At 62.9% G+C, this 23,453-nt stretch carries 21 protein-coding genes; 15 read left to right on the plus strand and 6 right to left on the minus strand.

The features are described from left to right. The first annotated feature begins 224 nt into the window (after window positions 1–224). A complete protein-coding gene (gene ftsY, locus ACTJGZ_RS10540) occupies window positions 225–1,211 on the plus strand; it encodes a signal recognition particle-docking protein FtsY (protein ID WP_441662896.1) in 987 nt (328 codons plus the stop codon). Between the two features lie 113 nt (window positions 1,212–1,324). On the opposite strand, the gene ACTJGZ_RS10545 is transcribed toward ftsY, so the two are convergent. Beyond that, window positions 1,325–2,965, minus strand: a complete 1,641-nt coding sequence (locus ACTJGZ_RS10545; RefSeq protein WP_441662897.1) for a CYTH and CHAD domain-containing protein — start codon at window positions 2,963–2,965, stop codon at window positions 1,325–1,327. Window positions 2,966–3,203: 238 nt separating this feature from the next. Between ACTJGZ_RS10545 and ribBA the strand changes: the two genes are divergently transcribed. The 9 genes from ribBA to ACTJGZ_RS10590 all read left to right on the plus strand — a co-directional run bounded on the left by ribBA (window position 3,204) and on the right by ACTJGZ_RS10590 (window position 10,306). Beyond that, window positions 3,204–4,400, plus strand: a complete 1,197-nt coding sequence (gene ribBA / locus ACTJGZ_RS10550; RefSeq protein ID WP_441662880.1) for a bifunctional 3,4-dihydroxy-2-butanone-4-phosphate synthase/GTP cyclohydrolase II — start codon at window positions 3,204–3,206, stop codon at window positions 4,398–4,400. A 4-nt stretch (window positions 4,401–4,404) separates the two neighbouring features. Continuing rightward, window positions 4,405–4,923 (plus strand): 6,7-dimethyl-8-ribityllumazine synthase, encoded by a 519-nt coding sequence (gene ribH, locus ACTJGZ_RS10555; RefSeq protein WP_441662881.1) that lies wholly within the window; start codon window positions 4,405–4,407, stop codon window positions 4,921–4,923. After that, window positions 4,895–5,380, plus strand: coding sequence for a transcription antitermination factor NusB (gene nusB / locus ACTJGZ_RS10560; RefSeq protein ID WP_441662882.1), 486 nt, complete (start codon window positions 4,895–4,897; stop codon window positions 5,378–5,380). The genes ribH and nusB overlap by 29 nt, the downstream gene beginning before the upstream one ends. Window positions 5,381–5,484: 104 nt before the next feature. Next, window positions 5,485–6,444 carry a thiamine-phosphate kinase gene (gene thiL, locus ACTJGZ_RS10565; protein WP_441662898.1) on the plus strand — a complete coding sequence of 320 codons (960 nt, stop codon included), beginning with the start codon at window positions 5,485–5,487 and terminating at the stop codon, window positions 6,442–6,444. Between the two features lie 2 nt (window positions 6,445–6,446). Then, the gene (locus ACTJGZ_RS10570; RefSeq protein WP_441662883.1) at window positions 6,447–6,962 is read left to right on the plus strand and encodes a phosphatidylglycerophosphatase A family protein; all 516 of its coding nucleotides are present in this window, start codon (window positions 6,447–6,449) and stop codon (window positions 6,960–6,962) included. A gap of 68 nt (window positions 6,963–7,030) precedes the next feature. Continuing rightward, window positions 7,031–7,558 (plus strand): CinA family protein, encoded by a 528-nt coding sequence (locus tag ACTJGZ_RS10575; RefSeq protein ID WP_441662884.1) that lies wholly within the window; start codon window positions 7,031–7,033, stop codon window positions 7,556–7,558. 493 nt (window positions 7,559–8,051) lie between these two features. Next, on the plus strand, window positions 8,052–8,318 hold the full coding sequence (locus ACTJGZ_RS10580; RefSeq protein WP_441662885.1) for a hypothetical protein: 267 nt from the start codon (window positions 8,052–8,054) through the stop codon (window positions 8,316–8,318). 273 nt (window positions 8,319–8,591) lie between these two features. Further along, window positions 8,592–9,680, plus strand: a complete 1,089-nt coding sequence (locus tag ACTJGZ_RS10585; RefSeq protein ID WP_441662886.1) for a sensor histidine kinase — start codon at window positions 8,592–8,594, stop codon at window positions 9,678–9,680. Next, entirely contained in the window at window positions 9,680–10,306 is a 627-nt protein-coding gene (locus ACTJGZ_RS10590) for a response regulator transcription factor (protein WP_441662887.1), read from the plus strand. The genes ACTJGZ_RS10585 and ACTJGZ_RS10590 overlap by 1 nt, the downstream gene beginning before the upstream one ends. Before the next feature lie 52 nt (window positions 10,307–10,358). Here ACTJGZ_RS10590 and pyrF read toward each other — a convergent pair whose 3' ends face one another. The 5 genes from pyrF to ACTJGZ_RS10615 all read right to left on the minus strand — a co-directional run bounded on the left by pyrF (window position 10,359) and on the right by ACTJGZ_RS10615 (window position 15,367). Further along, a complete protein-coding gene (gene pyrF, locus ACTJGZ_RS10595) occupies window positions 10,359–11,177 on the minus strand; it encodes an orotidine-5'-phosphate decarboxylase (RefSeq protein WP_441662888.1) in 819 nt (272 codons plus the stop codon). A 115-nt stretch (window positions 11,178–11,292) separates the two neighbouring features. Next, window positions 11,293–12,618 (minus strand): NAD(P)/FAD-dependent oxidoreductase, encoded by a 1,326-nt coding sequence (locus ACTJGZ_RS10600; RefSeq protein WP_441662889.1) that lies wholly within the window; start codon window positions 12,616–12,618, stop codon window positions 11,293–11,295. Between the two features lie 49 nt (window positions 12,619–12,667). Continuing rightward, window positions 12,668–13,075 (minus strand): diacylglycerol kinase, encoded by a 408-nt coding sequence (locus ACTJGZ_RS10605; RefSeq protein ID WP_441662890.1) that lies wholly within the window; start codon window positions 13,073–13,075, stop codon window positions 12,668–12,670. 313 nt (window positions 13,076–13,388) lie between these two features. After that, entirely contained in the window at window positions 13,389–15,026 is a 1,638-nt protein-coding gene (groL, locus tag ACTJGZ_RS10610) for a chaperonin GroEL (RefSeq protein WP_441662891.1), read from the minus strand. Window positions 15,027–15,079: 53 nt separating this feature from the next. Continuing rightward, window positions 15,080–15,367, minus strand: coding sequence for a co-chaperone GroES (locus ACTJGZ_RS10615; RefSeq protein ID WP_068374980.1), 288 nt, complete (start codon window positions 15,365–15,367; stop codon window positions 15,080–15,082). A 237-nt stretch (window positions 15,368–15,604) separates the two neighbouring features. Between ACTJGZ_RS10615 and ACTJGZ_RS10620 the strand changes: the two genes are divergently transcribed. From ACTJGZ_RS10620 to ACTJGZ_RS10640, 5 genes are all read left to right on the plus strand, one after another. Continuing rightward, window positions 15,605–16,393: an aminoglycoside adenylyltransferase family protein gene (locus ACTJGZ_RS10620; protein ID WP_441662892.1), complete on the plus strand. Its 789-nt coding sequence runs from the start codon at window positions 15,605–15,607 to the stop codon at window positions 16,391–16,393. A 205-nt stretch (window positions 16,394–16,598) separates the two neighbouring features. Next, complete coding sequence (locus ACTJGZ_RS10625; RefSeq protein WP_068374974.1) at window positions 16,599–17,105, plus strand: sigma-70 family RNA polymerase sigma factor; 507 nt, start codon at window positions 16,599–16,601, stop codon at window positions 17,103–17,105. Then, window positions 17,102–18,124 carry a FecR family protein gene (locus ACTJGZ_RS10630; protein WP_441662893.1) on the plus strand — a complete coding sequence of 341 codons (1,023 nt, stop codon included), beginning with the start codon at window positions 17,102–17,104 and terminating at the stop codon, window positions 18,122–18,124. The genes ACTJGZ_RS10625 and ACTJGZ_RS10630 overlap by 4 nt, the downstream gene beginning before the upstream one ends. Window positions 18,125–18,293: 169 nt before the next feature. Further along, window positions 18,294–21,170: a TonB-dependent receptor domain-containing protein gene (locus ACTJGZ_RS10635; protein WP_441662894.1), complete on the plus strand. Its 2,877-nt coding sequence runs from the start codon at window positions 18,294–18,296 to the stop codon at window positions 21,168–21,170. A gap of 48 nt (window positions 21,171–21,218) precedes the next feature. Further along, window positions 21,219–23,453: PKD domain-containing protein (locus ACTJGZ_RS10640; protein ID WP_441662895.1), on the plus strand; the 2,235-nt coding region annotated here is incomplete at its 3' end.

A 23,453-nucleotide genomic window follows, 5' to 3' on the forward strand; every position in this document is an offset into this window, starting at 1 on the left:
CTGCACCTGCACCTGCACCTGCACCTGCACCTGCACCTGCACCTGCACCTGCACCTGCACCTGCACCTGCACCTGTACCCGAACCTGCGCCAGCTTCTTCCCCCGCTCCTGCCTTGACGCAGGAAGTGGTGCCAGAGGTGTCGCAAAAAGTGGTGCCAGCGGTTGTGCAAGAAATTGTGCAAGAGGTTGTGCAAGAAGTGGCCCAGGCAAGGCCCGAGGACAGCCTGGGCGCGGCGGCCGCTGACAATGCGCCGGCCAGCGAAGCGGAGCCTGCTGCGCAAGCGGCGGCACCGGCCAAGACCTCCTGGCTGCAACGCTTGAAGCGTGGCCTGTCGCGCACCGGGCAGAGCCTGGGCGGCCTGTTTGTCGGCGTGAAGGTTGATGAAAACCTGTTTGAAGAGCTGGAAACGGCGCTCATCATGGCCGATGCGGGCATGGAGGCGACGGACAAACTGCTGGGCGAGTTGCGCGCCCAGGTGCGCAAGGAGCGCATGACGGATGCTGTTCAGGTCAAAGCCGCGCTGCGGGATATCCTGACCCGTCATCTGCAAGTGCTGGAAAAACCGTTCCCGCTGGCCCAGAGCGCCCGTCCGCTGGTGATGATGATCGCCGGGGTCAATGGCGCGGGCAAGACGACTTCCATAGGCAAGCTGGCGCATGACTTTCAGCGCCAGGGCGCCAGCGTTCTGCTGGCCGCAGGGGATACCTTCCGGGCCGCTGCCCGCGAGCAACTGATTGCCTGGGGCGAGCGCAACAATGTGACTGTCATTGCGCAGGATGGCGGCGATCCGGCCGCGGTGGCCTTTGATGCCGTCAATGCCGGCCGTGCCCGGGGCGCGGATGTTGTCATGGTCGATACTGCCGGGCGCCTGCCCACGCAATTGCACCTGATGGACGAGTTGCGCAAAATCCGTCGCGTGATTGGCAAGGCGGAAGCCGCCGCGCCGCATGAGGTGCTGCTGGTGGTTGATGGCAACAGCGGCCAGAACGTGCTGGCCCAGATCAAGGCTTTTGATGCCGCTTTGAATCTGACCGGCCTGGTTGTGACCAAGCTGGATGGGACGGCCAAGGGCGGCACGCTCGCGGCCGTGGCGGCCGGCAGCCACGGGGTGCGCGCCGTGCCTGTGTACTGGATAGGTGTAGGCGAAGGCCTGGAAGATTTGCAGGCTTTCTCGGCCCGCGAGTTCGCCGCCGCGTTGCTGGGCGATTAATCCGCCCGCAGGCGCCGTCTGTCAGCATAGGCGGCAAGCATGCCTGCGTGCGCGGTTCCAAACCGGTGTTGCCCGCCCGCCGCTTGGCGGCGGGCGGGCAATCGCGTCAGGGGTCAGTCGCGCCAGAAGCCGGGGCTGCGGCCCAGTTCCCGCAGGGTGGCCTGGGCTGTCTGTTCAAGCTGGGCCAGCTTTGCCGCGAACCAGCCCCGGGCAAACCAGGCCTGCGGCTGTTCGGTGCTCAATTGCGCAAAGCGCGCGTCGGCGACATAGATATCGTTAATGACGCCCAGCTCATCCTGCACCGCAGCCAGTTTGCGGCGGTAGGCGCGCAGCCTGCCTTGCGGCAGCAGCGATTCGGCGAAAGCCAGGCCATAGCGCAGCCGCTTGGCGCGTTTGCGCAGGGCATGGCGCGTGTCGATATCCAGCGTGCTGAAATGGCGGCCGTCGCGTACCACGCTGCGGTGCCATTTGCGCAGACGCTGCATGAGCAGGCGCGACAGGTCTTCCGTCTCGTTTCTGGCATCCAGCGGAATAATCGCGACATCCTGCGCAGGCCGGGCGTCATCGGCCGCTGCCGCTGCCGGTGCATGGCGGGATTCCGGCGCGGGGGAGGTCTTGGCCGCTGGCGGCATGGCCGTCAGTTCCAGGGTCCAGGCCAGTAAATCCAGCAGCCAGCTTTGCAGCGCGCGGCTGCCCGCAATTTCCGCTGCCGAACAGCCGGCATGGCCTTCAGACAGCGTGACGGCGGGCATGCCGGCTGCAATCAGCACGGGCAGAATGTCTTCCCGCAGCACATCATCATCGCGGTTGGCGCCGAACTGGCCGAACAGGGTTTTGACTTCTTGCTGCAGCGTGTCGGGCGGCAGGCTGGTCCAGCCGTCGAACAGACGCCAGGCTGAGCGCAGCCGGCGCATGCCAACGCGCAGTTGATGGACATGCCCGGCGTGCCCGGCCGCATAGACGCCTGCGGTGTCGATTTCTGTCAGGACAGCGGCATTGCGCGCGATTTGTTCCAGGCATTCCTGAGTGATGGCGCGCAGTGCTTGCGCCGGGGATTGCCGGGGCGTCAGCGCGACAGGACGAATCGGGCGTGGCGCCCAGAAACGGCTGATTTCCGTGGCGCGTGTCTGATTGGTTTCTGGCGCGCCGGCCGGGCCGCTGGCTTCCAGCCGCAGGGCGGTGGTGGCCAGGGCGTCGCCGCGTTCCGATTTGCTGCGCAAATCCAGTACCAGGCCGTGTTTCTGCTGCCAGCGCCGGCCCAAGAGGAAAACGGCCTGCAAATGGCCGGAGACCAATTCGAATTCGACTTCGGAAATGGGTAGTTCCAGGCCTCCGGCACGCAGCCAGCCCCGGTCATAGGCGATTTCGACGACGCCCTGGCGTGTGCGCACCCGGCGCAGCTGGCGCATGACATCCGTTTCGTAGCGCACGCCCAGCTCGCCTTCCAGATTTTCCAGGACCGGCGCGATGGGCGTATCGGCATAGACGGAGAGGTCCAGCACCGGGCCGGGGCGGTCATGGTTGAGCTCCAGGCGTGCCAATGCGTGGGCGCCAGGGGTCTTGAGGGTCTGCACCCAGTGGTCGCCTTCCCGGCGCAGGCGGATCGCCACGCGGGCTTGCGCCAGTTCGCGGGTGGGCGTGTCGAAATACAAAGCATGCAGCGCAATGTTTTCCGTGGCGCCGCGCGCGAGTTCCTGTTCCACGCCAGCACGCGCGCTGGCAGGGACGTGCAGTTTCAATTCCTGTTCGGACATGTTGGCGACCGTTAATGTATGCAAACTCTCTCATCTTAGCCTGAGGCAGCAGGAATTTTGATGACGTGTCATCGCAATGTCATGGCGGCGCATCCCGTCCAGGGCGCCGCCGCCCGGAGGGGGGCGGCATGCTGCCGGAAATCTGGCCGGCGCGCCGCAAGCGCAGGGGAATTAGGGCATTCCACCCTTGCGGCAGCGTAGAATAGAGGGGTTAAAGCAGAATTCCAGCGAGTCATCCATGTCAGTCACACAAGCCGCCGGCGTGCCGGCAGAAGACACGCCCGTCGCAGGGGTGTCCATTGCTCCTGTCAATGAAGTCATCGCCGAGCTGCGTGCCGGCCGCATTGTCATTCTGGTGGACGAAGAAGATCGTGAAAATGAAGGCGATCTTGTCATGGCCGCGGATTTCGTGACGCCGGAAGCCATCAACTTCATGGTGACGCATGGGCGCGGGCTGGTTTGCCTGACGCTGACCGAGGAACGTTGCGAGCAATTGGGCCTGACCATGATGGCAAGCCGCAACGGCACGCGGTATGGCACCAACTTCACGGTTTCGATTGAAGCAGCCGTGGGCGTCGAAACCGGTATTTCCGCCTACGACCGCGCGCGCACCATTCAGGCTGCCGTGGCGCGTGACGCCCGGCCCGAAGACCTGGTACAGCCAGGCCATATTTTCCCGGTGCGCGCCGTGCGCGGCGGGGTGCTGGTGCGTGCCGGCCATACCGAAGCCGGTTGCGACCTGACCGCCATGGCCGGCCTGACGCCGGCGGCGGTGATCTGCGAGATTCTCAAGCCTGACGGCACCATGGCGCGTTTGCCGGACCTGGCTGTTTTCGCGCGTGAACATGGCCTGAAGATCGGCACCATCGCCGATCTGATCCAATACCGCAATGAGCACGAATCCGTCGTGCAGCGTGTGGCCGAACGCGAAGTCAGCACGCCCTGGGGGCGTTTCCGCGCCGTTGCCTATCGCGACACCGCGGCAGGCGCGCCGCACTTGGCGCTGGTGCATGGTGATGTCCAGGCGGCAGCGGAAACGCTGGTGCGTGTGCATGAACCGGCGTCGGTGCTGGATATCCTCGATGGTGAGGGCGGTGGGCATAGCTGGACGGTGCCCAGCGCGCTGGCCGCCTTGCGCCAGTCCAAGGCCGGTGTGCTGGTGCTGCTGAACTGTGCCGATTCCGCCGATGCTTTTTTTGCTCATGCCGCATCGTGGCAGGCAGATGCCGACGCGGCGCCTGCCGCCGCGACGGGCGACCGCTTCGATCTGCGCACTTATGGGATCGGAGCGCGAATTTTGCGTGATCTTGGCGTCTCGCGCATGCGTCTGCTGGCGCGTCCGCGCAAGATGCCGAGTATGATGGCGGGTTTTGGCCTGGACATCACGGGCTACGATAGCGATCCTGCTTCTTCTTCCAAGTCTGAACAAGGCTGACATCATGAATCCTTACGTCATTGAACCTGACCTGAACGGCGAAGGCCTGCACATCGGCATCGTGCGCGCCCGCTTCAACGAATCCATCGGCCTGGCCGAACTCGAAAGCTGCCTGGAAGAGCTGGAAAACCTGGGCGTGGATCTGCGCGATGTGATGGTGACCAGCGTGCCTGGCGCGCTGGAACTCGGCCCGGTGCTGGTGCAGATGGCCGATACCGGCGAATTCGATGCCCTGATCGCGCTGGGCGCGGTGATCCGCGGCGAAACCTATCACTTCGAAATCGTCAGCAACGAAAGCGCCGCCGCGATTTCCCGCGTGGCGCTGGAAACCGGCGTGCCGGTGGCCAATGGTGTGCTGACCACCGAAAACGACGAGCAAGCTGAAGTGCGCGCGGCCGACAAGGGCCGTGATTGCGCTCGCGCCGCCGTGGAAATGGTCAATCTCCTGGTGGCTTTGCAGCCTGAGGAAAGCGACGAAGACGAGGAAGAAGATTTTGACGAATCCGAGGACGACCGTGGCTGAGCAGGCGTCTGGACGCAGCGCGCGCCGCCGCGCGCGCGAATTTGCATTGCAGGGTATTTACGCCTGGCTGGTTCGTGGCAATCTGGGCGATCAGGACACCGGTTCGATTGACGCACACTTGCGTTCCGATCCCGAATTCGGCGAAGCCGATTTCGATTGGTACCGCACCTTGCTCAATGGCGTGTTCACGGATGCGGCGGAACTGCGCGAGCAATTCCAGCCCTTCATTGACCGCCCGCTGGCCGAGCTGTCGCCGGTGGAGCATGGCATTTTGCTGATTGGCACGTTTGAACTGACGCGCCATCCCGAAGTGCCTTACAAGGTGGCCATCAATGAGGCCGTCGAACTGGCCAAGTCGTTTGGCGGCACGGATGGCTTCAAGTTCGTCAATGGCGTGCTCGATAAGCTGGCCGCTGTCGTGCGTCCGCAGGAGTTGCGCGCCGCGCCGCGCCGTTAAGGCAATCTTGCCGGGCCTGCTGCATAGGGCGCCTGGCAGCTTCGCAGTATGTGGGCGGGTTCGCACCGTAAGGTGACGAGCCCGTTTGCTTTCCGGGGGACATGATGGCTGCAGAATTTGACCTCATCAGGAAGTATTTCACGCATCCCGCGCCTGCGGGCATGCTGGGGGTAGGCGACGATTGCGCGCTGTTCCCGGTGCCTGCGGGGCAGACCTGCGCCGTCAGTACGGACTTGCTGGTCGAGGGCCGTCATTTCTTTGCCGATGTAGAGCCTGCGCTGCTGGGGCACAAGGCGTTGGCCGTCAATCTCTCGGATTTGGCCGCGATGGGCGCAGAGCCGCTGGCCTGCGTTCTGGGGCTGAGCTTGCCGGCGATGAATGCTGACTGGCTGGAAGGTTTTTCCCGCGGGTTCCTGGCCTTGTCCCGGGAGTACGGCTGCCCCCTGGTGGGCGGAGATACCACACGCGGGCCGTATATCTGTCTCAGTATTACGGTGTTCGGGGCGGTGCCAGCCGGTCAGGCGCTGCGGCGGGATGCCGGTCAGCCCGGCGACGATATCTGGGTATCGGGCACGCTGGGAGGCGCGGACATCGCCTTGCAACTGATGCAGGGTAAATTGCCGCCGGAGCACTGGCGCCTGCCAGGCCTGCGTGGCGCCTTGGAGCGGCCGGAACCGCAGGTGGCGCTGGGCCGCCGCTTGCGCGGCATTGCGCGTGCGGCCATAGATATTTCGGATGGCCTGTTGCAGGATCTGGGGCATATTCTCGCCGCCAGCGGCTGCGCCGCGCAGCTCGATACGCAGGCGTTGCCCGCACATCCCGGCCTGGCAGGGCTGGCGCCAGATATTTTGCTGGATGCCATGCTGGGCGGTGGGGATGTCTATCAATTGTGTTTTACGGCCGCCCCGCAACAGCGCGAGGCCGTGCTGGGCGCCGCAACGGCTGCCGGAGTGCGGCTCAGCCGTATCGGCAAGCTGGAAGCCGGCCCGCCGGGCGCTTTGCGTGATGGGCAGGGCGCACCACTGACAGCGCAGCGCGCCGGATTTGACCATTTTGAAGGATAGTCATGAGCGACAAATACGCTAACGCGGCGCGGATCACGCCGACACTGGGCTGGGCGTTGCGTTCGCCTGCGCGTTTTCTGGCGGTGGGCCTGGGCAGCGGCTTGCTGCGCCCGGCGCCAGGCACCTGGGGCACGCTGGCCGCCTGGCTATTGTGGCTGCTGGTGCCGCTGGGCGCATCGAATACCGGTATTGGCATCATCTTGGCGCTGTGCTTTATTTACGGCTGCTGGATCTGCCAGCGGACCGGGCAGGATTTGGGCGTGCCGGATCATGGCGCCATGGTCTGGGACGAAATGGTGGCGTTCTGGCTGGTGCTCTGGCTATCGCCCGCAGGCTGGCTGGCCCAGTTGTGCGCATTTGGCCTGTTTCGCCTGTTTGATATCGTCAAGCCCGCGCCCATCCGTCAGCTGGATGCGTATTTCAAAAATGGTTTTGGCGTCATGCTGGACGACCTATTGGCCGCGGGTTATACCTTGATAGTGATGGCCTTGCTGGCTTGGCTGGGTCTGTTTGGCTGAGACCAGCCTGCTGGAACAGGCAATCCGGCAGGCCGAAGCGCCTGCGGGAAATGAACGGAGAGTGCCCAATGGAGTCTGATAAAGAAGTCCTGGAGGCCGTGGAGGCATTGGCGGCTGCTTTGAAGCAAAGGGGCTGGCGCCTGGGGACGGCCGAGTCTTGCACTGGCGGTTTGCTGGCTGCTGCCTTGACGGATCTGGCGGGTTCCAGCGATTGGTACCACGGCGGTTTTGTGACATACAGCAATGCCGAGAAAATCCGTCAGTTGGGTGTGGCGGACGTGTCGCTGGAGATGCATGGCGCGGTGAGCGAGCAGGTAGCCAGCCAGATGGCGACCGGCGTGCTGGCGGTGACACGGGAAACCCAGTTTGCCATTTCCACGACTGGCATTGCCGGGCCGGGGGGCGCTACGCCCGGCAAACCGGTAGGCATGGTGTGTTTTGGATTTGCCAGGCTGTGCGACGATGGCGTGGTCGTGGCGGCGCAGACCCGCTTGTTCGACGGCGACCGGGCGGCAGTGCGCCGCGCCGCGGTGCTGTATGCCTTGCGCGCCGCCTTGCCTTTGGTCAGCGCGCCTTGCACGGCATCCCGCGCTTGAACTGAGCCTGAGGGCCGCCGCCAGGCGGCGCCCCAGACTGCCACAGAGGCGTCAGGGCAGAGGCATCAGGGCAGAGGTGTCTGGGCGCCAGGGGACGATACCAAGGTATCGCCGCGCCACCTAAAGATGCACTAGGCCGCAAGGGCCCAGGCAAGCATAATTCCGACTGTTCCGCCTGTCCGTGCGGCCTTGGTTCAGCCTGCTCACTCAGGCTGGGCAGGGGCTGGCGGGCTTGTCTGCCCATGGCGCTTAATGTGGGGCGCTTAATACATAGCGCTTTATATTTCTGCGCCTGGGCAGCGGACACACTCCGGCCGTCAGGCCGGGGTTCTGCACAGTTGGCCCGCCAATCCCGGCGCGGTCAGGAGTACAGGAAAAAATGTCAGAAGACAGTTGTAGTTCCTCATTAGCGAGCCTGCGCCGCACTGATTGAACCGGGGTTTCGTCTTGCCCGCGGCGGCCAGGTCATTCCGACGATCCGCAGAGGTAAGAAATGAAATTCCTGAACGTGGCATTTCTGTCCCGGCATCAGATTGCCGTCCATACATTGTTTGCTGATGCCGCTGGCGCGGCGGCACGGTCGCGCAGCCAGGCTTTGAATAGCCCGGCAGCGGTCGGATGCGCCGGTGCGCGCAAAGCGGTTTGGCGCACCACGCCGGCAGGCGGGCTGGAGTGCCGTTGGGTGGCCGATGATGGCGCCCAGGGGCGTCCCAGGCGACGTGCCGCCTACGCCAGCATCGGTGCCTGCGTGCCAGCCTGATGACGCCATACCGGAAACCGGCGGCTTCATCGTGCGCGAAGTGATACGCGTCCCGGCGCGTCATCCTTTGTTTCGCCTGTTTTAAGCCTAGGCGCGGGCCTGCCAGGCATGAATAGCCTGGCAGGCCTGATGTTTACGCCCGCCCGTCCGCCTTTGCAAACACAGGCTGGCGGGCGGGCGCCTTATTTTTGGGAAGAGGATTCAATGAAGTCATTGCGGCGGCCGGTGTTAAGATCGCTCCGACCAGGCAACAGGCAGGGAGCCGCCCGAAAAATGAAGGACAAGCTGTCCATGACGCGTGACACCAGCGTTCGGCCGGGCTTGCAGCGGGCCGTGCTGACGGCAGCGTTGGTCCTGGTGATGGCATTGGTTTTCATGGCCGATACGGTGACGGATTACGCCATTGCCTTCCCGGTTTTTTACTGTGCCGTAATTCTGGCTGCCATGCGTCTTCATGGCAGCCGGGTAGTGCTGGCCCTCTCATGGGTTTGCGTGGCGCTCACTATATTGAGTTTTCTGCTGACACGCGGCGGTGCCTACGAAATCGGCCTGATCAATTCGATTCTCAGCATCGTGGCCATAGGCGTCACGACCTGGCTGGCTCTGAAAATGGCGGCAGCGCAGCGTCAGGCGCGCACGTCCAAGGCACGCCTGGAACGCATGGCGCGTTCCAGCAGCATGGGTGAGCTGACCACGTCCATCGCGCATGAAGTCAATCAGCCGCTGGCGGCCATCAGCACCAGCGCTCATGCCTGCCAGCGTTGGCTGGCTATGGAGCCTCCCAATCTGGAGAAGGCGCGGCAGGCGGCAGGCCGCATCGTGGATGATGTGCACCGCGCCAGCGCCGTGATTGAACGGGTGCGCGCCTTGACGCGCGGCGAAGCGCCGGCGCGCGAACCGTTCGATTTGAATCATGCCGTGATCGAGGCTGCTGTGCTGATGCACGGTGAGTTCGACAGGCATGGGGTGGACTTGGTGCTGGCGCTGGCCGAGGAGTTGCCCGCGGCGCTGGCAGACCGGATCCAGATTCAGCAGGTACTGAGCAATTTGCTGCTGAACGCAGCGGAAGCCCTGGATCAGGCTGGTGTGCCCGAAGGGGCCGCGACTTTGAGCACGCGGCTGGAGCCAGACGGCAAACTGGCGGTGGCCGTAGCGGATAACGGGCCGGGGCTGGCCCCCGAGGAATTGGAACGGATCTTCGATGCGTTCTGGAGCACCAAGGAAAATGGCTTGGGCCTGGGGCTGGCGATCAGCCGTTCCATTGTCGAGGCCAACGGCGGCCGGATAGGCGTGCAGGCGCGGCCAGGCGGGGGCTTGATCTGCCAGTTCACGTTGGCGGCGGCGCCGCAGGGAGAAAACTGATGGAACGATCCGCCGAGAGCCTGGCGCAGCCGGTCATTCATATCGTGGACGACGACGCTTCCATGCGCCTGGCCCTGGAAGACCTGCTGGCGTCTGTCGGTTTGCAAGTGCGCAGCCACGGTTCAGTGGCTGATTTCCTGGCCAGTGAACGGCCGGATGCGCCTGGATGTCTGATTCTGGATATCCGCATGCCGGGGCAGAGCGGCATGGATTTCCACAGGCAGATGGAAAGCCATGATTTGCGTTTGCCGGTGATTTTCATCACGGGCCATGGCGATATTGCCATGGGGGTCGAAGCCATGAAAAATGGCGCGATCGAATTCCTGTCCAAACCATTTCGCGATCAGGATTTGCTGGATGCCATCCAGCATGGGCTGGAGCAGGATCAAACCCGCCGGGGCCGGGAGGCCGAGATGGCGCTGCTCTATGGCCATTGGGACGCGCTGACGGCGGGCGAACAGGCTGTCATGCGGGGTGTCGCCAGGGGTTTGCTGAATAAGCAGATAGCCGACGAGCTGGGCCTGAGCGAAGTGACAGTGAAAGTCAGGCGCGGCAACGTTATGAAAAAAATGCAGGCCCGCACACTGGCGGACCTGATACGCATGGCGGATCGTCTGGGCCTGTGAGCTCAGGGGAGCCGCCAGGGCGGCGCGCCCGTCGGCAGACCTGACGGAAAACTTAGCGGCAGGCGTTGATGGCGGCGCAGGTTTCCTGCGCGGCGCGGGCAGCGGCTTCACGCCAATCTTCATCACGGCTGGCATAGAGCACGGCGCGCGAGGAGTTGATCATCATGCCGGTGCCCCGGCTATTGAGCCCCGCCTTGACGGTTTTGGGGATATCGCCGCCTTGCGCGCCGATGCCGGGCACCAGCAGCGGAATATCATCACCGATACGCGCGCGCACGCGAGCCAGCTCTTCAGGGCGCGTTGCGCCCACTACCAGGCCGCACTGATGGTCGTCATTCCATTGCTGGCGCACGACGTCGGCAACACGCAGATACAGCGGGTCGCCATCACCGATCAGCAATTCCTGGAAGTCGGCGCCGCCGGAATTGGAGGTGCGGCACAGAACGATGATGCCCCGGTCTTTCCAGCGCAGATACGGCTCGACCGAGTCGGAACCCATATAGGGGCTGACGGTCACGGCATCGGCCTGGTAGCGCTCGAAGGCTTCCAGCGCGTAGTGTTCGGCCGTGGAGCCGATATCGCCGCGCTTGGCATCCAGCACCAGCACCTTGTCGGGATGGCGGCTGCGCAGATGTGCGCACAGGGCTTCGAGCTGGGTCTCCGCGCCGTGGGCGGCAAAGTGCGCGATCTGCGGTTTGAAGCCGCAGACATAAGGGGCAACCGCGTCGGCGATATCCCGGCAGAAACGGAAAATGGCATCGGGTTGCGCGCCCAGGGAATCAGGGAAGCGCTCGGGCAGGGGGTCCAGTCCGACCATCAGCAGGGAGTTGGAGCTGGTCCAGGCTTTTTCCAGTTTCTGGATGAAAGACATAGCAGGCGTAGAAATCCGTTAGGGTTGAAAAGAAATAGGCGCAAGCTTTGCCAGAGCGGCCAGGCCTGCCCGGTACCGGCGGACGCGGGCGTCTGCCGGCATCTTGCGCCGCGCGTCAGTGCAGCTTGACGCGGGAATGGGTGCGCCGTACCAGCAAGCGGGCCAGCGCCAAGGAGACTGTCCGGCTGACGCCGAGAATGGCGCGGTGATGCATCAAATGCAGGCTCATATACATCAGCCGGGCCAGCATGCCGCTTAGGAACAGGCCACGGCCGGTCAGCTTGCCCATCAGGCTGCCGACGCCCGCATCTTGTCCCAGTGAGACCAGCGAACCGTGATCTTCATAGAGATAGGGTTTGCCGTCGCTGGCCTCGCCTTTGAGCCGCGCGCTCAATTGCCGCGCCAGATAGCTGGCCTGCTGGTGGGCAGCCTGGGCGCGCGCGGGCACCAGCCGCCCTTCGGTCCAAGGGGCGGCGGCGCAGTCGCCCATGGCGTAGATATCAGGGTCGGGTGTGCGCAATTGCTCGTCAACCAGCACCTGGCCGGTGCGGTGCAAGGGCAGATCCAGTTTTTGCAGCAGGTCTGGCGCGCTGATGCCGGCTGCCCACAGGCACATGTCCGCATGGAAACGGCGGCCATCGCGCGTGGTGACTTCGCTGGTGCCGACGTTGGCCACCGCGCAGCCGGTCTCCACACGGATATCCAGGCTTTCCAGCCGTTCGGTGGCAGCCTTGGAAATGCGTTCGGGCAGCGCCGCCAGAATCCGCGGGGCGCTTTCTATCAGCGTGATCGCCAGGTCCAGCCTGGGATTGAAGGCCGACAGGCTGTAGGCGCTCACGACGCGGCTGGCTTCGCGCAATTCCACGGCCAGTTCCACGCCCGTGGCGCCGCCGCCGACAATCACCAGATGCAGACGGGTTTCCGGGTCGGTGGCCTTGGCCTGATCGACACGCAGCATGGCTTCGAGAATTTGCAGGCGGAAGGCTTCCGCCGCCTCGACGTTGTCCAGCGTGACAGCATGTTCCTGGGCGCCGGGCGTGCCGAAGAAGTTCGCCTTGCTGCCCACGGCCATGACGAGAATATCGTAAGGCACTTCGCGTGGCGGAATCAGCTCCCGGTGATCCGGGCCAGCGATGGCGCCGATCTTCAGCACCTTGCGTTCACGGTCGATGTCCAGCATCGGCCCGAGAATGAAGGAAAAATGGCAGATGTGCGCTAGCACCAGATAGGACAGGCCTTCCTGGTGGATATCCAGCGTGCCGGCGGCCACTTCATGCAGCGACGGTTTCCAGATATGGTAGGGCAGCGAATCTATGAGCGTGACGGCTTGCGGACCGTGGCGCCGCCCCAGGCGGGCTGCCAGTTCCAGGCCGCCGGCGCCGCCGCCGACGATAACAACGCGGGGAGGCGGAGAGCTGGCACTTTGGCGATGGGCTGTCATGGTGCGTGGCGTAGAGGAGAAAGGTTCATTCTAAGGCATCGCATCGGGCTTACTGCCAGAATCGCGTGGCCAGGATGGACAGCCAGACAATGCCGGTGAAGATCAGGGTCAGCATGACGGCTGCGCTGCCCAGATCCTTGGCGCGCCCCAGCAAGGGATGCCGCTCCACGCTAAGCGCATCGGCCAGCGCCTCAATGGCTGAATTCAGCAATTCGACGACCAGCACCAGCAGCACGACGCCGATCAGTAAAAAAACTTCGACGGTGTTGCGGCCCAGAAAGAACGCCGCTGGAATCAGCAGAACGGCCAGCGCCAGCTCCTGCCGGAAGGCGGCTTCGTATTTGATGGCGGCGCCGAAGCCCTGTAGCGAATAGCGCAGCGCATTGAAAATGCGGCGCAGTCCGCCACGGCTTTTGAATGGCGAATGTTGCTGGGGGGAGGGGGGCGTTTGCGTCACGGTGTGGCGGCCTCTTCAAGTGGCGGAGAACAGGCTGGCCGGTGCATTGCATGCCTGCGGCCGCCTGTCATGGGTGGCGTGGCAGTCATGCCTGCCGCGTCACCATGCGGGCGTGATTTTACGTGAAGCGGGTGACATCTGCGCTCTCAGGCGCTTCTTCACCTGCGCGGCAGGCGCTGCGTGTCTGTCCGTCTGCTGTTGCTCAAGCGTTGGGGCATAGAAAAACGCCCCGCCAGGGCAACCCGGCGGGGCGTTGATTGTGCAGCAGCAACCAGGGAAGGTGAGGCTTCCCCCGGTTGCGGCAGACAGGGGCTTAGAAGCCCATGCCGCCCATGCCGCCCATGTCGGGCATGGCCGGCGCAGCCGGCTTGTCTTCGACGATTTCGACCACAGCGGCTTCAGCGGTCAGCAGCAGGCTGGCGATCGAAGCAGCGTTTTGCAGCGCATTGCGGGTCACCTTGGTGGGATCCAGCACGCCTTGCTCAACCAGGTCGGCGTATTCGCCGGTGGCGGCGTTGTAGCCGTAGTTGGCCTTGCCGTTCAGCACGGTGTTGACGACCACGCTGGCTTCTTCGCCGGCGTTTTCGACGATGGTGCGCAGCGGGGCTTCGATGGCACGCAGGATCAGTTGGATGCCGGCGTTCTGGTCAGGCGTATCGCCCTTCAGTGCAGCCACGGCTTGCTTGGCGCGCAGCAGAGCCACGCCGCCGCCAGCCACCACGCCTTCTTCCACTGCGGCGCGGGTAGCGTGCAGGGCGTCTTCAACGCGGGCCTTCTTTTCCTTCATTTCCACTTCGGTGGCAGCACCGACGCGGATCACGGCCACACCGCCAGCCAGCTTGGCCACGCGCTCTTGCAGCTTTTCGCGGTCGTAGTCGGAGGAAGCTTCCTCGACTTGCAGGCGGATTTGCTTGACGCGGGCTTCGATGCTGGCAGCAGCGCCGGCACCGTCGATGATGGTGGTGTTTTCCTTGCCCACTTCGATGCGCTTGGCTTGGCCCAGCTCTTCCAGCGTGGCCTTTTCCAGCGACATGCCGGTTTCTTCGGAGATCACCGTGCCGCCCGTCAGGATGGCGATGTCTTCCAGCATGGCCTTGCGGCGGTCGCCGAAGCCAGGCGCCTTGACGGCGGTGGTCTTCAGGATGCCACGGATGTTGTTGACCACCAGAGTCGCCAGGGCTTCGCCCTCGACGTCTTCAGCGATGATCAGCAGCGGACGGCTGGACTTGGCAACTTGCTCCAGCACCGGCAGCAGGTCACGGATGTTGCTGATCTTCTTGTCGTAGATCAGGATGAAAGGATCATCCAGGGCGGCAACTTGCTTTTCCTGGTTGTTGATGAAGTAGGGCGACAGATAGCCGCGGTCGAATTGCATACCTTCGACGACGTCCAGCTCGTTTTCCAGCGACTTGCCGTCTTCGACGGTGATGACGCCTTCCTTGCCGACCTTGTCCATGGCGTCAGCAATGATCTGACCGACGGAAGCGTCGCTGTTGGCCGAGATGGAACCGACCTGGGCAATTTCCTTGCTGGTCGTGATGGCCTTGCTCTGGCTCTTCAGTTGCTCGACGATGGCGATGACAGCCTTGTCGATACCGCGCTTCAGGTCGATGGGGTTGAAGCCGGCGGCAACGTACTTCAGGCCTTCTTGAACGACGGCCTGGGCCAGCACGGTGGCGGTGGTGGTGCCGTCACCGGCGTTGTCGTTGGTGCGCGAAGCGACATCCTTGACGAGCTGGGCGCCGATGTTCTCGAACTTGTCTTTCAGTTCGATTTCCTTGGCGACGGAAACGCCGTCCTTGGTCACCAGCGGGGCGCCGAAGGAGCGCTCCAGCACGACGTTGCGGCCTTTCGGGCCCAAAGTGGTCTTAACAGCGTTGGCGAGAACGTTGACGCCGCGGACGATGCGCACACGGGCGTCGTCACCGAACAGAACTTGCTTGGCAGCCATTGTGATATTCCTTACTAGAAGTCGGTATGGGGTGGGTCAGGCGCAGGGCCGGCTTACTGAATCACGGCAAGGACTTCGTCCTCGCGGATGACCAGCAACTCTTCGCCATCAACCTTGACGGCCTGGCCGGCGTACTTGCCGAACAGAACCTTGTCGCCGACCTTCAGATCGACCGGCAGCACCTTGCCGTCTTCGGTTTTCTTGCCGGGGCCGACGGCCAGGACTTCGCCTTGGTCGGGCTTTTCGGCAGCGCTCTCGGGAATCACGATCCCGGAGGCAGTCTTGCGTTCGTTGTCCAGACGCTTGATGATCACGCGATCATGCAGGGGACGCAGGGCCATGAAGAACTCCTGTATATCTAGCTAAGGTTTGAATGAGGTAACAACAACAAAACCAATGTGGTCATGCAAGGGCCGGAAAGCTGTTAGCACTCGACGGCCTTGAGTGCTAATTATAAGGACGGCTTTGCATTTTTCAAGGGGGCGTTTCCAGAGGAAAATACGCGGGCAGGCTCAGAGGCGCGCTGGAGCAGGGTGACAGGCGCGGCAGACAAGAAAAGATATTTCGTACAGGCAAACATGATTCTTCAGGCTCCCGTTTCCATTCAGGCGCAACTGTCACGCACGCTGGCGGCCTTGAAACAGCATCTGGGCGGGTCCGTTCGCGCGATCCATTTGTTTGGTTCGGCGGTGGATGGCGGCCTCAAACCCTTGAGTGACATAGACCTGCTGGTGACGGTCGATGAGGCACCCGGCGCCTTGCGCCGTAAGGCCTTGATGCGCGATTTGCTGCTGATATCCGCTTTCCCGGGCACGGATCCCGAACGCCGGGCGCTGGAAGTGACGGTGCTGGCGCAAGAGGATGTGTTGCCCTGGCGTTATCCGGCGCGGCGGCAAATGCAATTCGGCGAATGGCTGCGGGCCGATCTTGAGGCGGGCGTGTTCGAGCACGCCATGGCAGACCCGGATCTGGCGATTTTGCTCACCAAGGTCAGGCGGCACAGCCTGGCACTGCATGGCCCGGCGGCCCAGCGTTTTTTCGATCCGGTCCCTGCCGGGGATGTCCGGCATGCCTTGCTGCAAACCCTGGCGCAGTGGCAAGACGAGGCAGACTGGGCCGGGGATGAAAGCAATATCGTTCTGGCCCTGGCGCGCATTTGGTACACCTCTGTGACCGGAGATATTGCGGCCAAGGATGTTGCCGCAGAGTGGGCCTTGCAGCGGGTGCCGCAGCCGCACAAGCCTGTCCTGGTGGCGGCGCGGGATGGATACCGGGGCCTGGCGGCGGCAGATCTGGCTGCCTGCTCGCAGGAGCGGGCGGCGTTGCTGGCCTATATCCGGTCGTGTGTGGAGGACGGGCCGCGCTGAGCGGCAAGAGCGGCAGGCCGGCGTCATCGCCAGTAAATAGCCGGCAATGAGCAAGCGGCTATGAGCAGCAATGTGCAGCGGCAGGAATGAGGCCGGGCGTTATGTTGTGGGCGAGATGTTGTTCCTGTGCACAGGAGACCTGATTTATCCAATGGGAAGCATTATCATAAGCACCTGATTCTTTATCCAATTCGGCAGGTCAGTCATGATTCCAGGTTCCACGGCAGGCAAGGATGCCTTGCAGGCGCTCTATGCCAGCCATTATGGCTGGCTGGTCGGCTGGTTGAAACGCCGTGTGGAATCGCCGATGGACGCCGCTGATTTCGCCCAGGACACCTTTGTGCGCCTGCTGGCGCGAGAGCGCCCGCTGGATCAGGACCGCGAACCCCGCGCCTTGCTGGCCCATATCGCCAAGGCCTTGCTGGTCGATCATTGGCGTCATCGGGCTGTCGAACAGGCTTTTCTCGATGCCCTGATGGCACAGCCTGAGCCGCTGGTGTCCTCGCCGGAAGAGATCGCGCTGGTGCGGGAAGCCCTGATGCGCATAGACGCCATGCTGGCGAGCATGCCGGAGAAAACCCGCGTGATCTTTCTGCTGTCCCGCATTGATGGCCTCAAGTACGCAGAGATAGGCGAACGCTTGGGTATGGCGGAAATTACCGTCAAGCGGCATATGCGCCGGGCCTGGATTGCCTGCCTGGAGCTGGCGTGAGCAGCAGCGCGATGCCGGCTCAGCAGGGCAGCGAAGGCGAGATTCCCGGCAGTGTGCTGGGTGAAGCGGCCGATTGGCTGATGCGCATGCAGGAAGGCGATTTGAACCGCCAGGAAATCAGGCATTTCCAGGCCTGGTGCCAGCGCAGCGCCCACCATGCCGAAGCCTGGCGCCGCGTGCAGGCGGTGCTGGGCACTTTCACGCAGGTGCCCGATACCTTGGGGCGGCGTTTGATTCCTGAACTGGCCGCTGGCGCCCGGCGGCGCCAGCGCGGAAGACGCCAGATCCTGGCGGGGCTGGGGGCGCTGGCTATTGTGGGGCCTGCTTCCTGGATGATGGTGCGGCGGGTTCAGCCGCACTGGGATTGGTCGGCGGACTACCGGACGCGCATTGGCGAGATCCGAGAGCTGGTGCTGCCGGATGGCAGCCTGGTCGTGATGAATACAGGCAGCGCGATTGCGCTGCAATTCAGTGAAGCGGAACGCCGCGTGAATTTGCTGGCAGGCGAAGTCATGATCCAGACGCGTCCGGATACCCAGGCACGCGCCCGGCCGTTTCTGGTGCAGACGGCGCAAGGCACCGCCCAGGCGCTGGGCACGCGCTTCAGCGTGCGGACAGGGGATGGCGTGACCCGGGTGGAAGTGTTCGAAGGCCGGGTCATGGTGCGGCGCACGGATGGCGATGAACCGCTGGCGGTATTGCCGCCAGGGCAGGCCTTGACCTTCTCGCGCGACGGCGAACAGCAGGCCGAGGCGGTGGATGAAACCGCTTTGATGTGGCGTAACGGCATGCTGCTGGTGCGCGATCTGCCCTTGCAGGCTTTGCTGCAAGAGCTGGGGCGTTATCGCAATGGTTTGCTGCGGTGCTCGGAAGGCGCTGCCAATCTGCGCGTGTCAGGAGCCTTCCCGCTGCTGGATACCGATGCCAGCCTGGCATTGCTGACCGAAACCTTGCCGGTCAAAGTGCTGCGGCGCACCCGTTATTGGGTCACGGTTGTCCTGGATGCCGAAGAGGCCTGAACGGCACCCGCGAGTTCGGCGGATGCCGCTGGCATGGCGGGCCAGCAGCAGGGAAAATGAAAAAATAACAAACAAGAGTGATACCTGTTTTCTTTTCATCCGGTAATTGAGGTGAAGGAGTGCGTGCTGCGTCAGGCAGCCAGGCGCTTCCATGCACCAGGGATGAAACGTGAACAAGTTGTTAATTGCAGAACAGGGGCGGCCGGGCCTGAGGCCAGGGGCGGCAGGCCATGTCCAGGCTGATGCGCTGAGCCGCGCGCCGGCCTATCTAGCGTATCTCCAGACCAGGCATGCTCTGGCCAGCCGGCTGGGGCATGTGTTGCTGGGGCTAAGCGTCACGGCGCTGGCGGGCGGCCAGATGGATGTCCGGGCGCAGGGCATGGCCGCTGCGGCGGCAGCACCCAGCCACCGTTATGCCATTCCGGCGGATTCGCTCAGCAATGTCTTGGCTGAGTTTGCGGCCCGCGCTGGCGTGGCCTTGTCGTTTGATCCCGCCATGCTGGATGGCCTGCGCAGTTCGGGTTTGCAGGGCGAGTTCAGCGTGGTTCAGGGCTTTGGCCGCATTCTGGCGGGCACCGGTTTCGAGGTTGAGCGCCGCGCCAATGGCTATGCGGTGAAACGTTCCCCGCAAGCCAGCGTGTCCGAACTGGAAACGGTGATCGTGCAGGGGGAGCACCGGCCCCAGGATGAGGTCTATCGGACGGCGGCCTCGGTCAGCTATCTGTCGCGTGATGACATCGAGCGCTTTCGCGGCACCTCCATCGGCGATATTTTCCAGGGCACGCCTGGCGTGCTGGTGGGTGAAAACCGCAACTCGGGCGGCCTGGATGTGAATATCCGCGGCATGCAGGGGCAAAGCCGGGTGCCGGTGCTGGTGGATGGCGCGCGCCAGGAAACCACGGTCTATCGCGGCTACTCCGGCGTATCGTCCCGTTCGTATGTGGATCCCGACCTGATCGGCGGCATAGAAATCAGCAAAGGCCCGGTCAATGGCGTGGGCGGCGTGGGGGCGACTGGCGGCGTGGTGGCCATGCGTACCATCAATGCGGATGACATCATCCGTGACGGCAAGGATTGGGGCATACGCGTGCGCGGCAGCACCTCGGGCAACAGCAGCGCCGCGCCCGCACCGGGAACGGCCGGCGGGGTGCAGAACACCGGCAAGTTTCATGACAATTGCGCCGTACCTTCCGTGTGCGGCGGCCAGTTTGCCATGCCGGATAGCCACCGGACGGAAAGCGCTTTTGACCGGCCAGCCTTGCTCGACCCCTACAGCTATGCCGCCAGCATCGCCGGAGCCTGGCGCACTGAATCGCTTGATCTGGTGGCCGCATACTCCAAGCGCCGGCAGGGCACTTACTATGCCGGCAAACATGGCCCGACGCCTGAGCTGACGTATGCCAAAGAGTCCGAGCCGTTTCTGGATAAGGTCACCATCGGCTATCAGGGCGCCACACGCTTCTATGGCGGCGAACAGGTCATCAACAGCAATAGCAACAGTGATTCACAACTGCTGAAAGGCAAGCTGCGCCTGCCTGCGGACCAGCAGGTCGAACTGAGCTACTTGCGTTATCACAGCGAGTACGGCGAGTTGATGCCCTCGCAGTTGCTCTGGTTCGACAAAATCCGCCAGACCAGCAACAGCGAAGTGACCGCGCAGACCGCCACCGCGCGCTATGAGTGGGATCCCGCAGACTCGTCACTGATTCACCTGAAAACCGGTGTCTGGTACACCCATACCGACAGCGTCAACCGGAATTATTCGGATGAACTCGGGCAAGTCGTCCAGGAAAAAGACCCGGAAAAAGAACGCTACAAACGCTTTGGCGCTGACCTGTCGAATGAATCGCAGTTTACGTTTCTGGGGGAGCACCGCCTGAATTACGGCGGCTCTTACCAGCGCGAGGATATCGGCCTGGTGCAGCCGGGTGTCGAGGCGCTCTACGCCTCGGGCCGTTCCGGCTATCGCCACGAAACCAGTCTGTTTGTGGACTGGAACTGGCAACCCGCGCCGGAATGGAATCTGAACGCCGGGCTGCGCTATCAGCGGGCGCGTAGCCACGATAACAAGCGCATGGTGGCGCGCCATACCGAGATTTGCACGTCGGTTGGGGCTGACGGGCGCTGCGAAGGGGGAAAAGTTGCGGTGCCGCCCGAGCAGTGCGGCTGGACTGGGCCTTGCGACCATCCTCAATACTATGACGTGCGCACCAGCGGCACTTCGCCTATTTTCAGCGTGAGCTGGGAGCCATGGATGAATGGGCTGCAGTTTTATTCCCGCCATGCGGAAGCCTATCGCATGCCCAGCCTGTTTGAGTCCACCCGGGGTTGGTCGGCTGCGCCGCTCCAGGATGTGGCCCTGAAGCCGGAACATGCCATCAACCGGGAGGTTGGCATGAATCTGCTGACCGAAGGGGTGCTGGCCAGCAATGACAGGCTGGCGGCAAAACTGGCGTATTTCCGCAATCACACCAAAAACTATCTGACCCGCACTTTCCCCAATACCTGGGAAGATTCGGGCGAAGATTTTGTCATGCGTAACGTGGAAAGCGTCAAGGTGCGCGGCATGGAAGCAACCCTGGATTATGACGCGGGCTGGGTTTACACACGCTTGTCCGGGACGCGCTACAACTTTGTCGAAGTCTGCCAGATTGGCGGCAGCAACCGTATTCACGAGTGCACGGATTACGGCCTGGCCACTTCCTATTTCAACGACATGATCCCGCCCAAGTGGCATGCCAGCCTGCAATTGGGCACTCGCCTGTTCGAAGGCAAGCTGGATGTCGGCGCGCGGGTCACCCTGATGGGCAAGCGTAATCAAGTGCCGCGCTTCAACAACGACACCGCCCGTGGTTTCGTCCAGCCGGTGCAGTGGCATGCCTATCAATTGGTTGATGTCTATGCCAGCTATCGCTTCAGCGATGCTTTTTCGGTCGATTTCAATATCGACAACCTGACGGATCAGTACTACCTGGACCCGCTTAGCCTGGGCCTGGTGCCTGCGCCTGGCCGCACGGCGCGGCTGGGCGTGACCATGAATTTCTGAGGCCCGGCGCCTGATGGCCGTGCTGTCTTTCCTTTAACAGAGACACTTATGAAACTACAGAGTTATTTTGTGATGCTGAGCTTGCCCGTCGCGCTTGCCGCGTGCGGAGGCGGTGGCGGTGATGACGGTCCGTCACGCACGGCCCCCGTTGCCAAGGCGGGCGCGGCCCAGACGGTGAAAATGGGCAGCGTCGTGACGCTGGATGGCGGTGCGAGCGTCAATGGTTCGGAGGGAGGCGCGCTGGTTTACGCCTGGTCCATGACACAGCAGCCGCCGGGCAGCGGCGCAATCCTGAGCGCCGCCGATGTCATGCAGCCCCGTTTTACCGCGGATATGCCGGGTCATTACAAGGCAAGCCTGACGGTCAGTGACAATACCGGCGCCAGCGTGCCGGATACGGTGACCATTACGGCGACGACGGATGTGCCGGTTGCCATTATCGAAGCGCCGGGCCAGGCCAACCTGGGGCAAACTGTCATTCTGGATGGCAGTGGCAGTGTTGCGCCGACCGGATCCACGGGCAGCTTGCAATATCAGTGGACGCTCGTGGCGCCCGAGGGCAGCCAGGCCGTCCTCAATAATGCCGCCGCTGCCAAACCCAGCTTTGTCGCAGATAAGGAAGGGCGCTATCAGGTGACCTTGAGCGTGAGCCATAATGGCCAGGCCAGTGAGCCGCGCCAGCTGGAAGTGAATATCAAAACCACCAACCGGCCGCCTGTTCCGGTTGCCAAGGTTCTGACGGCAGGAGGCGCGGCGGTAACCCCCACCAATGACGAACCACCTTACCGGTACCAATTCGAGCGCGGTGTGCCGGTGGTGCTGGATGCCAGCGCATCGACCGACCCCGATGGCGACAAGCTCAGCTACCGCTGGTATCTGTTCCATAACAGCCCGGGCGCCGGTTACAGCGTGATTGGCCTCTCGCAGCCGCAGGCTTCCCGCCAATCACCCGAGCAAGTCTTTGCGGGTGAAAAAATGACCTTTACGCCGGATGTGTCGGGCGATTGGTCGGTTCAGCTGATTGCGTTTGACGGGACGACAACAGCCGATACCTCTGTCAAGTTCAAGACCACCAAGCCTGCGGGCGTGCCCAATAGCAAACCGGTGGCCCGTCTCCTGCCGCCGGAGGCGCCTCGCGATATCCAGCGAAGCTCGGACCCGGTCTGGCTGTCACCGGTATCTTATGACGCGGATGGCGAAGCACTGACTCATTATTTCCGCTGGGTGGAAACGCCCGCCGATTTCACGCCTCCCGATCTTTCCGAACAGCATTCATTCATGTCGTTTACGCCGACGAAGCTGGGCAAATATGTCATCGAACTGATTTCCGAGGAAGCCGGCGGCTCGAAATTGCGCAGCGATCCTGAATTGACGGAGTTGACGGTCAAGGATGCGCCCAACCGCGCGCCGACGGCCATCACAACGCTCAAGATCCAAACCGTGCTGATAGGCGACAGGCTGGTGTTTGATGCGACAGGCAGCGCGGACATGGATGGTGACGAACTGTTTTACCAGTGGACCTTGATAGATCGCCCCGACGGCAGCAAGGCTGTGCTTCAGAACAGCGACAAGATCGCGAGTCATGTGGTGACGGATAAGCCGGGCATCTATATGGCTACCCTGGTGGTGACGGATAGCAAAGGCGCGCGTTCCAAGGCCAGTTATGTGATGTACGCCAGGGGCCAGGCCAAGTCCAAGAATAATCCGCCAGTGGTCGCCGCCGCCGGACAGTGCGTGGATGGCAGCTTTCATAACAAATATACGGTTTGCCCTGATTTCGCGCTGGGATCCGAAGATCAGCCCATTGTGGCGGGTGTCCAGGTGAGGCTCCAGGCAAATGGCGTCATAGACCCTGATAGCGACAATCTGTACCACCTGTGGTCGCTGGAACAGCCAGAAGGCAATGAGTCTGCGGATGCAATCCTGAGCCAGTCAGGCTTGATCAAGGTGGAGAAACCGGGCAGGTATACGGCCACTTTTGTCACCAGCGATGGCATGGCTCGCTCCGAACCTGTGGTGAAGCACTTCAAGGCCGTTGAACGCCAGAACTTCCCGACGCTGCTGCTGGAATTCAATGCGACGGGCGCGAAGCCGGAGGCGGCGCAGCCGGGTTCCGACAATGTCCGTATTCAACAGGCCTTGCCGCACAGCCATCAGATTTATACGAACTTCAATGCGGCCAGCAACTGGAATAAGTCCTTGTTCTATACGTTGACGGCCTTTGGCGGGGACTACACCGTGACCGGCCTGGGAACGTCCCAGAGCGGCGATGGGACGGGGGAT

The organism is Kerstersia sp. (genome assembly GCF_052103615.1).
GTDB lineage: Bacteria > Pseudomonadota > Gammaproteobacteria > Burkholderiales > Burkholderiaceae_B > Kerstersia.

Excerpts from the sequence above, each read along its gene's own strand:
- ACTJGZ_RS10590 (WP_441662887.1), top strand. The coding sequence starts at position 9,680 with ATGGAACGATCCGCCGAGAGCCTGGCGCAGCCGGTCATTCATATCGTG.
- groL (WP_441662891.1), bottom strand. The coding sequence starts at position 15,026 with ATGGCTGCCAAGCAAGTTCTGTTCGGTGACGACGCCCGTGTGCGCATC.
- thiL (WP_441662898.1), top strand. The coding sequence starts at position 5,485 with ATGGCTGCAGAATTTGACCTCATCAGGAAGTATTTCACGCATCCCGCG.
- ACTJGZ_RS10585 (WP_441662886.1), top strand. The coding sequence starts at position 8,592 with ATGAAGGACAAGCTGTCCATGACGCGTGACACCAGCGTTCGGCCGGGC.
- ACTJGZ_RS10580 (WP_441662885.1), top strand. The coding sequence starts at position 8,052 with ATGAAATTCCTGAACGTGGCATTTCTGTCCCGGCATCAGATTGCCGTC.
- ACTJGZ_RS10575 (WP_441662884.1), top strand. The coding sequence starts at position 7,031 with ATGGAGTCTGATAAAGAAGTCCTGGAGGCCGTGGAGGCATTGGCGGCT.
- ACTJGZ_RS10620 (WP_441662892.1), top strand. The coding sequence starts at position 15,605 with ATGATTCTTCAGGCTCCCGTTTCCATTCAGGCGCAACTGTCACGCACG.
- ribH (WP_441662881.1), top strand. The coding sequence starts at position 4,405 with ATGAATCCTTACGTCATTGAACCTGACCTGAACGGCGAAGGCCTGCAC.
- ACTJGZ_RS10570 (WP_441662883.1), top strand. The coding sequence starts at position 6,447 with ATGAGCGACAAATACGCTAACGCGGCGCGGATCACGCCGACACTGGGC.
- ACTJGZ_RS10615 (WP_068374980.1), bottom strand. The coding sequence starts at position 15,367 with ATGGCCCTGCGTCCCCTGCATGATCGCGTGATCATCAAGCGTCTGGAC.
- ACTJGZ_RS10625 (WP_068374974.1), top strand. The coding sequence starts at position 16,599 with ATGATTCCAGGTTCCACGGCAGGCAAGGATGCCTTGCAGGCGCTCTAT.
- pyrF (WP_441662888.1), bottom strand. The coding sequence starts at position 11,177 with ATGTCTTTCATCCAGAAACTGGAAAAAGCCTGGACCAGCTCCAACTCC.
- ribBA (WP_441662880.1), top strand. The coding sequence starts at position 3,204 with ATGTCAGTCACACAAGCCGCCGGCGTGCCGGCAGAAGACACGCCCGTC.
- ACTJGZ_RS10545 (WP_441662897.1), bottom strand. The coding sequence starts at position 2,965 with ATGTCCGAACAGGAATTGAAACTGCACGTCCCTGCCAGCGCGCGTGCT.
- ACTJGZ_RS10600 (WP_441662889.1), bottom strand. The coding sequence starts at position 12,618 with ATGACAGCCCATCGCCAAAGTGCCAGCTCTCCGCCTCCCCGCGTTGTT.